Origin of the sequence: Enterobacter sp. ku-bf2, assembly GCF_001742765.1 — a bacterium.
Taxonomy (GTDB): Bacteria; Pseudomonadota; Gammaproteobacteria; order Enterobacterales; family Enterobacteriaceae; genus Enterobacter; species Enterobacter quasiroggenkampii.
Window position 1 is genome coordinate 127,042 of the sequence record NZ_MDVW01000001.1, and the last position, 13,311, is coordinate 140,352.

At 57.7% G+C, this 13,311-nt stretch carries 12 protein-coding genes; 11 read left to right on the top strand and 1 reads right to left on the bottom strand.

Annotated features, from left to right (window positions below; all coding sequences use genetic code 11):
- Positions 1-12 precede the first annotated feature (12 nt).
- From cheR to BFG58_RS00650, 9 genes are all read left to right on the top strand, one after another.
- Entirely contained in the window at positions 13-879 is an 867-nt protein-coding gene (gene cheR, locus BFG58_RS00610) for a protein-glutamate O-methyltransferase CheR (RefSeq protein WP_069718979.1), read from the top strand.
- A complete protein-coding gene (locus BFG58_RS00615) occupies positions 876-1,925 on the top strand; it encodes a chemotaxis response regulator protein-glutamate methylesterase (protein WP_008500430.1) in 1,050 nt (349 codons plus the stop codon). The genes cheR and BFG58_RS00615 overlap by 4 nt, the downstream gene beginning before the upstream one ends.
- Before the next feature lie 17 nt (positions 1,926-1,942).
- The gene (gene cheY, locus BFG58_RS00620) at positions 1,943-2,332 is read left to right on the top strand and encodes a chemotaxis response regulator CheY (protein ID WP_008500431.1); all 390 of its coding nucleotides are present in this window, start codon (positions 1,943-1,945) and stop codon (positions 2,330-2,332) included.
- A 10-nt stretch (positions 2,333-2,342) separates the two neighbouring features.
- Positions 2,343-2,987, top strand: a complete 645-nt coding sequence (cheZ, locus tag BFG58_RS00625) for a protein phosphatase CheZ (protein ID WP_008500432.1) — start codon at positions 2,343-2,345, stop codon at positions 2,985-2,987.
- 148 nt (positions 2,988-3,135) lie between these two features.
- Positions 3,136-4,284, top strand: a complete 1,149-nt coding sequence (flhB, locus tag BFG58_RS00630) for a flagellar biosynthesis protein FlhB (protein ID WP_021240449.1) — start codon at positions 3,136-3,138, stop codon at positions 4,282-4,284.
- The gene (flhA, locus tag BFG58_RS00635) at positions 4,277-6,355 is read left to right on the top strand and encodes a flagellar biosynthesis protein FlhA (RefSeq protein WP_069718980.1); all 2,079 of its coding nucleotides are present in this window, start codon (positions 4,277-4,279) and stop codon (positions 6,353-6,355) included. Before flhB ends, flhA begins: the two co-directional genes overlap by 8 nt.
- The gene (locus tag BFG58_RS00640; protein ID WP_048029418.1) at positions 6,355-6,747 is read left to right on the top strand and encodes a flagellar protein FlhE; all 393 of its coding nucleotides are present in this window, start codon (positions 6,355-6,357) and stop codon (positions 6,745-6,747) included. Before flhA ends, BFG58_RS00640 begins: the two co-directional genes overlap by 1 nt.
- Positions 6,748-7,009: 262 nt before the next feature.
- Positions 7,010-8,593 carry an MFS transporter gene (locus tag BFG58_RS00645; protein WP_069718981.1) on the top strand — a complete coding sequence of 528 codons (1,584 nt, stop codon included), beginning with the start codon at positions 7,010-7,012 and terminating at the stop codon, positions 8,591-8,593.
- A 4-nt stretch (positions 8,594-8,597) separates the two neighbouring features.
- Positions 8,598-9,737 (top strand): glycoside hydrolase family 105 protein, encoded by a 1,140-nt coding sequence (locus BFG58_RS00650; protein ID WP_069718982.1) that lies wholly within the window; start codon positions 8,598-8,600, stop codon positions 9,735-9,737.
- Between the two features lie 76 nt (positions 9,738-9,813).
- On the opposite strand, the gene argS is transcribed toward BFG58_RS00650, so the two are convergent.
- Complete coding sequence (gene argS, locus BFG58_RS00655) at positions 9,814-11,547, bottom strand: arginine--tRNA ligase (protein WP_008500436.1); 1,734 nt, start codon at positions 11,545-11,547, stop codon at positions 9,814-9,816.
- A 239-nt stretch (positions 11,548-11,786) separates the two neighbouring features.
- On the opposite strand from argS, the gene BFG58_RS00660 reads away from it, so the two are divergent.
- Together BFG58_RS00660 and cutC are read left to right on the top strand one after the other, a co-directional pair.
- Positions 11,787-12,356 carry a VOC family protein gene (locus BFG58_RS00660; RefSeq protein ID WP_069718983.1) on the top strand — a complete coding sequence of 190 codons (570 nt, stop codon included), beginning with the start codon at positions 11,787-11,789 and terminating at the stop codon, positions 12,354-12,356.
- Between the two features lie 69 nt (positions 12,357-12,425).
- Positions 12,426-13,169: a copper homeostasis protein CutC gene (gene cutC / locus BFG58_RS00665; protein WP_069718984.1), complete on the top strand. Its 744-nt coding sequence runs from the start codon at positions 12,426-12,428 to the stop codon at positions 13,167-13,169.
- Positions 13,170-13,311 lie beyond the last annotated feature (142 nt).

Consider the following 13,311-nt stretch of genomic DNA (forward strand, 5'->3'; position numbering starts at 1 on the left):
TAAGAAGGCGCTATGACATCACCAATGCCCCCTGGGCAAACGTCATTATTGTTGCAGATGACACAGCGCCTCGCGCTGTCCGACGCGCATTTTCGTCGGATATGTCAGTTAATCTACCAGCGTGCGGGGATCGTGCTTGCGGATCATAAGCGGGACATGGTCTACAACCGTCTGGTGCGGCGCTTGCGTACGCTGGGGCTGGATGATTTTGGCCGCTATCTGAGCATGCTCGAGGCGAACCAGAACAGCGCAGAGTGGCAGGCTTTTATTAACTCGTTAACCACCAACCTGACGGCGTTTTTCCGCGAGGCTCACCACTTCCCGGTTCTGGCCGAGCATGCGCGCCGTCGCACCGGGGAGTATCGCGTCTGGAGTGCGGCCGCATCGACGGGTGAAGAGCCGTACTCGCTGGCGATCACCCTTGCCGATACGCTGGGGATGGTGCCCGGGCGCTGGAAGGTCTACGCCAGCGATATCGATACCGAAGTGCTGGAGAAGGCGCGTAACGGCGTTTATCGCCAGGATGAACTGAAAACGCTGTCGCCGCAGCAGCTGCAGCGTTATTTCATGCGCGGGACGGGCCCGCATGAAGGCCTGGTACGCGTACGCCAGGAGCTGGCGAACTGCGTCGAATTCGCGCCCGTTAACCTGCTGGATAAGCAGTACAACGTGCCGGGGCCTTTCGACGCCATTTTTTGCCGTAACGTCATGATCTATTTTGATAAAACGACGCAACAGGACATTTTGCGTCGGTTTGTTCCGTTGCTCAAGCCTGACGGTTTACTGTTTGCCGGGCACTCGGAAAACTTCAGCAACCTCGTGCGTGAGTTTAGCCTGCGTGGGCAAACGGTATATGCGCTGAGTAAGGAAAAAGCATGAGTAAAATCAGGGTATTGTCTGTCGATGATTCAGCGCTGATGCGTCAGATCATGACTGAAATTATCAATAGCCACAGCGACATGGAGATGGTGGCAACCGCGCCTGATCCGCTGGTAGCGCGGGATTTAATTAAAAAATATAACCCCGACGTGCTAACGCTGGATGTCGAGATGCCGCGCATGGATGGCATAGATTTCCTCGAAAAATTAATGCGGCTGCGGCCCATGCCGGTGGTGATGGTCTCCTCCCTGACCGGGAAAGGATCGGAAATCACCCTGCGCGCGCTGGAACTGGGGGCGGTCGATTTTGTCACCAAGCCGCAGCTCGGCATCCGTGAAGGGATGCTGGCGTATAGCGAGATGATCGCCGAGAAGATCCGCACCGCGTCGCGGGCGAAGCTTGCCGCCCACACGCCGATGGCCGCGCCGGCGACCCTGAAGGCCGGTCCCTTACTCAGCTCGGAAAAACTGCTGGTCATTGGGGCGTCAACCGGAGGAACAGAGGCAATTCGTCATGTACTCCAGCCATTGCCGCTCTCAAGTCCGGGTATTCTGATCACTCAGCATATGCCGCCAGGCTTTACCCGTTCGTTCGCAGAACGCCTGAACAAGCTGTGCCAGATCAGCGTGAAAGAGGCGGAAGACGGCGAGCGCGTGCTCCCGGGGCATGCCTATATCGCGCCGGGCGACAAGCATATGGAGCTGGCGCGCAGCGGCGCTAACTATCAAATCAAAATTCATGACGGACCGCCGGTCAACCGGCACCGTCCGTCGGTGGATGTGCTGTTTCATTCGGTGGCGAAACATGCGGGGCGCAACGCCGTGGGGGTGATCCTGACGGGGATGGGCAACGACGGTGCCGCCGGAATGCTTGCAATGCACCAGGCTGGCGCCTGGACGATTGCGCAGAATGAAGCAAGTTGTGTGGTGTTCGGCATGCCGCGCGAGGCCATCAATATGGGTGGCGTGAGCGAAGTGGTCGATCTTAGCCAGGTAAGCCAGCAGATGCTGGCGAAAATCAGTGCCGGACAGGCAATACGTATTTGACTCAGGAGTATTATTTTATGGCGGATAAAGAGCTTAAGTTTTTGGTTGTGGATGACTTTTCCACCATGCGTCGCATTGTGCGCAACCTGCTGAAAGAGCTGGGCTTCAACAACGTTGAAGAAGCAGAAGACGGCGTTGATGCGCTGAACAAACTGCAGGCTGGCGGGTTTGGTTTTGTGATCTCCGACTGGAACATGCCAAACATGGACGGTCTGGAACTGTTAAAAACCATTCGTGCTGATGCGGGAATGGCGTCCATGCCGGTTCTGATGGTCACGGCAGAAGCGAAGAAAGAGAACATCATTGCCGCTGCACAGGCGGGCGCAAGCGGCTATGTGGTGAAGCCATTCACCGCGGCGACCCTGGAAGAGAAGCTCGGTAAGATCTTCGAGAAACTCGGCATGTGAGGTGTTGGTTATGATGCAACCTGCTATGAAACCCGTTGAAGAACACTCGCCGAGCGACATCATCGTCCGCATCGGCAGCCTGACGCGCATGCTGCGTGACAGCCTGCGTGAGTTGGGTCTGGATCAGGCGATTGCCGAAGCGGCGGAAGCGATTCCTGATGCCCGCGATCGTCTGGACTACGTCGTGCAGATGACCGCTCAGGCCGCTGAACGTGCGCTGAACAGCGTTGAAGCGTCGCAGCCGCACCAGGATGCGATGGAAAAGGGGGCGAAAGCGCTGACCAAACGCTGGGACGAGTGGTTTGAGAACCCTATCGAGCTGGCGGATGCCCGCGAGCTGGTGACCGATACCCGTCAGTTCCTGGGGGATGTGCCGGGTCACACCAGCTTCACCAATGCCCAACTGCTGGACATCATGATGGCGCAGGATTTCCAGGACCTGACCGGTCAGGTTATCAAGCGCATGATGGATGTGATCCAGGAGATTGAGCGCCAACTGCTGATGGTGCTGCTGGAGAACATCCCGGAACCGGCAGCCCGTCCAAAACGCGAGAACGAAAGCCTGCTCAATGGTCCACAGCTCGACGCCAGCAAGGCGGGCGTGGTGGCAAGCCAGGATCAGGTGGACGACCTGCTGGACAGCCTCGGCTTCTGATGGTCCATTCCGCCTCAGGGGGCATCCATCCCCTGAGGCGGTTTGCGACAAAATCACCGAAAAGAGCCCGAATAAACGGGCTTTTCCCGCCATTGGATTTCCGCTGCGCTGGCATGATACCCGTGACGTAATGGGCTGAGCGTGCACAGTGGCAGAAGAGAACGACGACAAAACGGAAGCCCCCACACCCCACCGACTAGAAAAGGCGCGTGAGGAAGGGCAAATCCCCCGATCCCGAGAATTGACCTCCCTGCTGATCCTTATCGTAGGCGTGTGCATTATCTGGTGGGGCGGGGAGTCGCTCGCCCGCAAGCTGGCGGGCATGCTGTCAACCGGCTTACGTTTTGACCACAGTATGGTCAACGATCCGAATCTGATCCTCAGCCAGATTATTCAGCTGATTAAAGGGGCCATGGTTGCGCTGCTGCCCCTGATCACCGGCGTTGTGCTGGTCGCGCTGGTCTCGCCGGTGATGCTCGGCGGTCTGGTCTTCAGCGCCAAATCGCTGCAGCCGAAATTTTCCAAACTGAACCCGCTGCCGGGCATTGCGAAAATGTTCTCTGCACAGACCGGGGCCGAGTTGCTCAAAGCCATTCTCAAATCGGTGCTGATGGGCAGCTCAGCGGGGTTTTACCTCTGGTACCACTGGCCGGAAATGATGCGTCTCATCAGCGAATCGCCTCTCACCGCGATGAGCAATGCCCTGAATCTGGTCGGACTCTGCGCGCTGCTGGTGGTGCTCAGCATTATCCCGATGGTGGGTTTTGACGTGATCTTCCAGCTCTATACCCACTTCAAGAAATTGCGGATGTCACGTCAGGATATCCGTGACGAATATAAGCAGATGGAAGGTGACCCGCACGTGAAGGGGCGTATCCGCCAGATGCAACGTGCCGCCGCCCGTCGCCGCATGATGGATGATGTGCCCAAGGCCGACGTCATCGTTACCAACCCGACACACTACTCCGTTGCGCTGCGCTATGACGAAAACAAAATGAGCGCGCCAAAAGTGGTGGCAAAAGGGGCGGGGCTGATCGCTTTGCGTATCCGGGAAATTGGCACCGAACACCGCGTGCCGATCCTCGAAGCGCCTCCGCTGGCGCGTGCCCTGTACCGCCATGCGGATATTGGACAACAGATCCCGGGACAACTCTACGCCGCCGTGGCGGAAGTGCTGGCCTGGGTGTGGCAATTGAAGCGCTGGCGTCTGGCCGGCGGTCAACGGCCTGTGAAACCTGAGAACCTTCCGGTGCCTGCCGCGCTGGATTTTATGAACGAGAAGGACACTGATGGCTAATCTGGTGGCAATGTTGCGCCTGCCCGGCAACCTGAAATCGACCCAATGGCAGATCCTGGCCGGGCCGATTCTGATCCTGCTAATTCTGTCGATGATGGTACTGCCGCTCCCGGCGTTCATCCTCGACCTGCTTTTCACTTTCAATATCGCGCTGTCCATTATGGTGCTGCTGGTGGCGATGTTCACCCAGCGTACCCTGGAGTTCGCCGCGTTCCCGACCATCCTGCTGTTTACCACCTTGCTGCGACTGGCGCTGAACGTGGCGTCCACGCGTATCATCCTGATGGAAGGTCACACCGGGGCGGCAGCGGCAGGTAAAGTGGTGGAAGCGTTCGGCCACTTCCTGGTGGGCGGTAATTTCGCTATCGGTATCGTGGTGTTCGTCATCCTCGTGATCATCAACTTTATGGTCATCACCAAAGGTGCAGGGCGTATTGCGGAAGTGGGCGCGCGCTTTGTGCTCGACGGGATGCCCGGCAAGCAGATGGCGATCGACGCCGATCTGAACGCCGGTCTTATCGCTGAAGATGAAGCTAAAAAGCGCCGTGCGGAAGTGACGCAGGAGGCGGACTTCTACGGCTCCATGGACGGTGCGAGTAAGTTTGTCCGCGGTGACGCCATCGCGGGCATTCTGATCATGGTGATTAACGTGGTCGGCGGCCTGCTGGTGGGCGTGTTGCAGCACGGGATGGACATGGGCCACGCGGCGGAAAGCTATACGTTGCTGACCATCGGTGACGGTCTGGTCGCGCAGATCCCGGCGCTGGTGATTTCCACTGCGGCGGGTGTCATCGTGACCCGCGTGAGCACCGATCAGGACGTTGGCGAGCAGATGGTTGGCCAGCTGTTCAGTAACCCGCGCGTGATGCTGCTGGCCGCGGCGGTTCTCGGGTTGCTCGGTCTGGTGCCGGGTATGCCAAACCTCGTTTTCCTGCTGTTTACGGCGGCGCTGCTGGGCCTTGCCTGGTGGATGCGTGGCCGTGAAACCAAACCGGCAGCGGAGCCTGTTCCGGTCAAAATGCCGGAGAATACCCAGGCCGTTGAAGCGACCTGGAACGACGTTCAGCTCGAAGATTCCCTGGGAATGGAAGTCGGGTATCGCCTGATCCCGATGGTCGATTTCCAGCAGGACGGCGAGCTGCTCGGCCGTATCCGCAGTATCCGTAAAAAATTCGCCCAGGACATGGGCTTCCTGCCGCCGGTGGTTCACATCCGCGACAATATGGACCTGCCGCCCGCGCGCTATCGCATCCTGATGAAAGGCGTTGAAATCGGCAGCGGTGATGCCTATCCGGGCCGCTGGCTGGCGATTAACCCCGGCACCGCCGCAGGCACGCTGCCGGGCGAGCAAACTATCGACCCGGCCTTTGGTCTGGCCGCGATCTGGATTGAAAGCGCGCTGAAAGAGCAGGCGCAGATCCAGGGTTATACGGTTGTGGAAGCCAGTACCGTGGTGGCAACCCATCTTAATCACCTGATTGGGCAATTCTCGGCGGAGCTGTTTGGCCGTCAGGAAGCGCAGCAGCTGCTGGACCGCGTCACGCAGGAGATGCCGAAGCTGACGGAAGATCTGGTCCCCGGCGTGCTGACCTTAACCACGCTGCATAAGGTGCTGCAAAACCTGCTCGACGAGAAGGTGCCGATCCGCGATATGCGCACCATTCTGGAAACCCTTGCCGAGCACGCGCCGATACAAAGCGATCCGCACGAGCTGACGGCGGTGGTGCGCGTGGCGCTGGGACGGGCAATCACCCAGCAGTGGTTCCCGGGAACCGGGGAAGTGCAGGTGATCGGCCTCGATACGCCGCTTGAGCGTCTGCTGCTGCAGGCTCTGCAAGGCGGGGGCGGCCTGGAGCCGGGCCTGGCGGACCGTCTGCTGGCGCAAACCCAGGAGGCGCTGGCGCGTCAGGAGATGCTGGGGGCGCCGCCGGTGCTGCTGGTGAACCACGCGCTGCGTCCGCTGCTGTCGCGCTTCCTGCGTCGCAGCCTGAACCAGCTGGTCGTGCTGTCGAATCTGGAGCTGTCGGATAACCGTCATATCCGCATGACCGCGACGATTGGAGGAAAATAATGCGTAAGTGGCTTTGGATAGTGCTCTTCCCGCTGGCAGCGCAGGCTGCCGGGGGAGGTACCTGGCAGGCGAGCAGCATGGGGGTGACCCTCAGCAACCGCGGTGTTGCCATGTCGTCTAACCCGCTGTCGCCTTCGGAAGAGGTTTCCGGTCAGATGGGCCTTGTGGTCTGGAACTACCGGCTGATTGGCCCTACGCCAGCGGGCTTGCGGGTGCGCCTCTGCTCTCAGACGCGCTGTACCGAAATCGACGGCGAAAATGGAACAACGCAGGCGTTCAACGGCGTGCCAGCTATTGAGCCGTTGCGTTTCATCTGGGAAGTGCCGGGCGGAGGACGTTTGATCCCGGCGCTGAAGGTGCAGAGCAATTCTGTCATCGTGAACTACCGCTAACACCCTGCCTTTTCACCAGCCATCAGGCAATTTTGATGGCTGGCTCTCAAAACTGACCTCGCCTTTTGATCAAAAAGAAACACTGTTTTATAAATCAGTGACGCGCGTAACCATACTCTTTGTATTTTTGCCATTCCCCCTCTTTGCAATGGCAGAAACAGAAAGGTATCAACAATCCGATGCAATTACTGTAGCCGTATTAAAGCTCCCGGACGAGGCTTGCTTGCAGGGAGTCTCCCAAAACTGATTAGGGTTGACGGCAATGAAAACACGTAAAATTGGACTCGCGAATTATCTTGCGTACGGATCAGGTGATTTCCTTGGGGCGGGTACCACCGCCCTGACGGCGGCCTGGCTTTTATATTTTTATACCACCTTCTGCGGGCTCACACCGATCGAAGCAACGTTCATCTTTGCCGCGGCAAGGGTGCTGGATGCCGTGGTTAGCCCGTTAATGGGCTTTTTAACCGATAACTTTGGTACGACCTGGCTCGGTAAGCGCTTTGGCCGTCGTAAGTTCTTTATCCTGCTGGGTATTCCGTGCGTGTTCAGCTACTCGCTGATGTGGGTTGGGGACATGAGCTTCTGGTATTACCTGCTGACCTATCTGGTGTTTGATATTGTCTACACCATGATTCTGGTGCCGTACGAAACGCTGGTGCCGGAAATGACTGACGACTTTAAACAGAAAACGAAGTTCTCCGGGGCGCGCATCTCTATGGCGCAGATGTCCGCCATTCTCGCCTCCTTCCTGCCGGGGATCCTGTTGACCCACTTCGGGAAAGACAACGCGGTTTCCTTCTTCTACGCAAGCCAGGTCTTCTCTGTGCTCTGCGCGCTGATGCTGACCTTCGTCTGGTGCTTCACCTGGGAGCGCCCGCGCGAAGAGTGGTCTGAAGCGGCGCTGCGTGCTGAAGAAGAGAAGAAAAAACTGACGCTGGGGCAGAGCCTCAACCGGCTGATCGTTGAGTTAAGCTCCACGCTGCGTATCAAAATTTTCCGTCAGCATCTGGGCATGTACCTCGGCGGCTATATCGCGCAGGACGTGTTTAACGCGGTATTCACCTACTACGTGGTGTTCGTGCTGATGCAGGAAGCGTCAATGGCGTCCAGTCTGCTGGGCACGATGGCTATCTTCCAGTTCATTGCGGTTATCGCCATGATCCCGCTGTGTATCCGTTTCGGGCCTGCACCGTCCTACCGCATGGTTGTGGTGCTGTTTGGCCTGGCGTCTCTCTCGTACGCCGTACTCTATTATGCTGGCCTGAGCGACGTCTACGCTCTGCTGTTGCTGATCTCTGCGGTCGCAGGGCTGGGTCGTGGCGGTATCAATTACGTGCCATGGAATACCTACACCTACATTGCTGACGTGGATGAAGTGATCACCGGCCAGCGCCGCGAAGGGATTTTCGCGGGCATCATGACCCTGACCCGCAAGGCGTCGCAGGCCGGTGCGGTGATGCTGGTGGGCATCGTGATGCAGATGTCCGGCTTTGTCAGTGGTCAGAAAGTGCAGCCTGCGGAAGTGAGCCACACCATTTTGATGATCCTGAGCGTGGGCACCATCCTGGTGCTGTTCTGCGGCTTTCTTGTTTCCCTGCGCTTCAAACTCAATTTGCAAACCCACAGCACGCTGCGCGAGGAGACCGCGAAAATGCGTGAGAGTGGTCATGCGATGCCTGAGTCAGCGACGCCACACGCCCGCGCCACCGTCGAGATGCTGGCCGGTATGCCTTATGAGTCACTGTGGGGCAATAACAACATCGGTTATCTGAATCGTAATAAGCCAGCGGCACCTTCTCTTAAGGATCGCGCGGTACTGAATTCGACATACAACAGAGGTTAAGATAATGAAAGTTTGGCCTGTCAAACATAGCCCGTTATTACGTCAGCCAGAGCGCTTTATCGCCCGGGACGAGCTGAAATCGCTGATTCAAAAGGTGACGCATAATCTGGTCAATATCCGCGACAAAACGGGTGAATTTTTGCTGCGGCTGGACGACGGGCGCGTGATCGACACCAAAGGCTGGGCCGGATGGGAGTGGACGCACGGCGTCGGCCTGTATGGTATCTGGCAGTATTACTGCCAGACCGGCGACGAAGGGATGCGCGACATCATCGACAGCTGGTTTGCCGACCGCTTTGCGGAAGGCGCAACCACCAAAAACGTGAATACCATGTCGCCGTTCCTGACGCTCGCTTATCGTTACGAAGAGACCCAAAATCAGGCCTGGCTGCCGTGGCTGGAAAGCTGGGCGGAATGGGCGATGGCGGAGATGCCGCGCACTGAACACGGCGGGATGCAGCACATCACCCTGGCGGAAGAGAACCATCAGCAGATGTGGGACGACACGCTAATGATGACGGTGCTGCCGCTGGCGAAAATCGGCAAGCTGCTCAACAAACCGGAGTACGTTGAAGAGGCGGTGTATCAGTTCCTGCTGCACGTGCAGAATCTGATGGACCGGGAGACCGGACTGTGGTTCCACGGCTGGAGCTATGACGGTAATCATAACTTTGCCCGTGCCCGCTGGGCGCGTGGCAACAGCTGGCTCACCATCGTGATCCCGGACTTCCTCGAACTGGTGGATCTGCCGGAAAACAACGCCGTGCGCCGCTACCTGGTGCAGGTATTGAACGCGCAGATTGCCGCGCTGGCGAAGTGTCAGGACGGGAGTGGTTTGTGGCACACGCTGCTTGACGATCCACATTCTTATCTTGAGGCGTCCGCCACGGCAGGGTTTGCCTACGGCATTCTGAAAGCCGTGCGCAAGCGCTATGTTGGCGCGGAGTATGCTGAGGTGGCAGAAAAAGCAATTCGCGGTATCGTCAGGAATATCTCGCCGGAAGGCGAGCTGCTGCAAACGTCGTTCGGCACGGGCATGGGGAGCGATCTTGAGTTTTATCGTCAAATCCCGCTGACCTCAATGCCGTATGGGCAGGCGATGGCGACACTGTGTCTGACGGAGTATTTGCGTAAATACTTCTGAACCTGTGGATATCCCCGGTGGCGCTGTGTTTACCGGGGCTACAAAACAAAACCCGGCTTGCGCCGGGTTTTTTGCTTTACATACGTTCTACGGTTTCGATACCCAGGGTATCCAGACCCAGCTTCAGGGTCTTCGCCGTCAGCTGCGCCAGCTTCAGGCGGCTGTTGCGGACCGATTCATTCTCCGCTGAGAGAATAGGGCAGTGCTCGTAGAAGCCGGAGAACAGACCCGCCAGATCGTACAGGTAAGCGCACATCACGTGCGGCGTGCCGTCACGTGCGACCACGGTCAGCGTCTCTTCGAACTGCAGCAGACGCGCTGCCAGCTGTGCTTCACGATCTTCCGTGATGGTCACGGTGGCATTCGCCAGCACGCTTTCGTCGATATTGGCTTTACGGAAGACCGACAGCACGCGGGTATAGGCGTACTGCATGTATGGCGCCGTGTTGCCTTCAAACGCCAGCATGTTATCCCAGTCGAAGATATAGTCGGTGGTACGGTTTTTGGACAGGTCAGCGTATTTCACCGCACCGATACCCACGGCGTTGGCCAGTTTTTCCAGCTCGTCGGCCGGCATGTCCGGATTCTTCTCGGCCACCAGACGACGGGCGCGTTCCAGCGCTTCGTCCAGCAGGTCGGACAGCTTCACGGTCCCGCCCGCACGGGTTTTGAACGGCTTGCCGTCTTTGCCCAGCATCATGCCGAACATGTGGTGTTCCAGCGGAACGCTGTCCGGCACGTAACCGGCTTTACGCACGATCGTCCACGCCTGCATCAGGTGCTGGTGCTGACGGGAGTCGATGTAGTACAGCACGCGGTCGGCATGCAGCGTTTCGTAACGGTATTTCGCACAGGCGATGTCGGTCGTGGTGTAGAGATAGCCGCCATCCTTTTTCTGGATGATCACGCCCATCGGTTCGCCTTCCTTGTTTTTGTACTCATCAAGGAACACAACCGTTGCGCCTTCGCTCTCAACCGCCAGGTTTTTCGCTTTCAGGTCAGCCACAATGCCGGGCAGCATTGGGTTATACAGGCTTTCACCCATCACGTCGTCACGGGTCAGGGTGACGTTCAGACGGTTATAGGTCAGCTGGTTCTGAGACATGGTGATGTCAACCAGCTTGCGCCACATCTCGAGGAAGTATTGATCGCCGCCCTGCAGTTTTACCACGTAGCTGCGCGCGCGCTCGGCAAAGGCTTCGTCTTCGTCGTAGTGTTTTTTGGCTTCGCGATAGAACCCTTCCAGGTCCGCCAGCGCCATTTCGCCCGCGTTTTCCTGCTGCTGTTTCTCCAGGTAAGCAATCAGCATCCCGAACTGGGTACCCCAGTCGCCCACGTGGTTCGCGCGGATCACCTTGTGACCGAGGAACTCGAGCGTGCGCACCGCGGCATCACCGATGATGGTGGAGCGCAGGTGGCCAACGTGCATCTCTTTCGCCACGTTCGGGGCAGAGTAGTCGATCACGACGGTCTGCGCTTCCGGCTGGGAAACACCCAGACGGTCAGATTTCAGCGCCGCGTCAACGTGGCTTGCCAGGAAGGCAGGCTCAAGGAAGATGTTGATAAAGCCCGGGCCGGCGATTTCGGTTTTGCTGGCAATGCCGGCGAGATCCAGATGCGTCAGTACCTGCTCAGCGAGCTGTCGCGGCGGCATGCCCAGTTTTTTAGCCACTGCCATCACGCCATTAGCCTGATAGTCGCCAAACTGTACTTTTGCTGACTGACGAACCTGCGGTTCGCAATCCGCAGGCGCACCTGCGGCAATCAGTGCCTGACTGACTTTTTCGGAGAGAAGAGCCTGAATATTCACCTGGATACCTTACTTTTTTGATGCGGGCTCACAACCACCCGCGCCAGTTAGAGAATTTAGGGCGGGAGTATACTGCAAATGCCTTCTGCCGTCAGCATCGCGGGGCCTGAAGATTGCTCAGAATCCAGGCTAAGAAGGTGTGCATAAACATGCAGTCATAAAAAGCCGGATTCTGCGGTTGGTCAAAACAGGGCAACAGAGTAAATTAGCGGCTTTGCGACACGAAAAGAGAGTGACTTATGGCGAACTGGCAATCCATTGACGAACTGCATGATATTTCCGCAGATTTACCGCGTTTCACCCAGGCGTTCACAGAACTTGCCACCCGTCTGGGTCTGGATATTGCGCCGCTTGAGGCCGATCACATCTCTTTGCGCTGCCATCAAAATGCCACCGCAGAGCGCTGGCGTCGTGGGTTTGAACAGTGCGGCGAGTTACTGTCCGAGAACATCATTAACGGTCGGCCTATTTGCCTGTTCAGGCTGCGTGAGCCGGTGAACGTGGCCCACTGGCAATTCACCGTGGTTGAACTGCCGTGGCCGGGCGAGAAGCGCTATCCGCACGAAGGGTGGGAGCACATTGAAATTGTCCTGCCGGGCGAGCCGGAGACATTAAACGCCCGTGCGCTGGCCCTGTTAGCTGACGAAGGCTTAAGCCAGCCAGGGATTTTTGTGAAGACCAGTTCACCCAAAGGTGAGCGCGAGCGATTACCGAATCCGACGCTGGCCGTCACGGACGGGAAGGTCACGGTGAAGTTTCATCCCTGGACCATTGAGCAGATCGTTGCCAGTGAAGCGCAAGAGATGTGAGTTCCCGCCGGGACTGAAAGCGGACGGCATGTCATGATGGCGCGTTTGGTGGGAGTAAAGGAGGATTAAATGGCGCTGCTGGAGATTTGCTGTTACAGCGTGGAGTGCGCCGTCACCGCGCAAAAACACGGGGCTGACCGCATTGAACTGTGTGCGGCACCCAAAGAGGGCGGACTGACGCCTTCTTACGGTGTGCTGAGGGCCGCCCGTCAGGCCGTCACCATTCCCGTTCACCCGATTATTCGTCCGCGCGGCGGTGATTTTTGTTACACGGCGGGCGAGTTCGGTGCCATGCTTGAAGACATCGCCCTCGTTCGCGACCTGGGGTTCCCGGGGCTGGTCACCGGCCTGCTGGATGAATACGGTAATATCGACCTCCCGCGCATGCGTCAGGTCATGAGCGCCGCGAAGGGGCTGGCCGTCACGTTTCATCGCGCATTTGATATGTGTAAAGATCCGCTTCAGGCCTTTGAAACGCTTGGAGAACTTGGCGTGGCGCGCGTTCTGACCTCGGGTCAACAGGCGTCCGCAGAAAAAGGAATGCAATTAATTACGGAACTAAACGCACATTCCCGCGCTCCAATAATAATGGCGGGTGCGGGAGTCCGTGCCAGCAATCTGGAACTGTTTTTAAACGCCGGGGTAAAAGAGCTGCACAGCTCGGCAGGCAAATGGATGCCGTCACCCATGCGTTATCGCAATACAGGATTGTCTATGTCGACGGATGCTGAAGCGGATGAGTATTCACGCTACGGTGTCGAGGGAGAGTCGGTTGCGGAAATGAAGTCGCTGATTGAGCGCCATCACGTGTAGCAACGTACCGATTTTTACCGCGCATCATGTCGCCCAATATGATGCTTGCTTGTACCAGGCCCCTGCAATTTCAACAGGGGCCTTTTTTTCTCCTGCGCCCGGTGGCGCTTCGCTTACCGGACCTGGAAAATCGGGAGTAGGC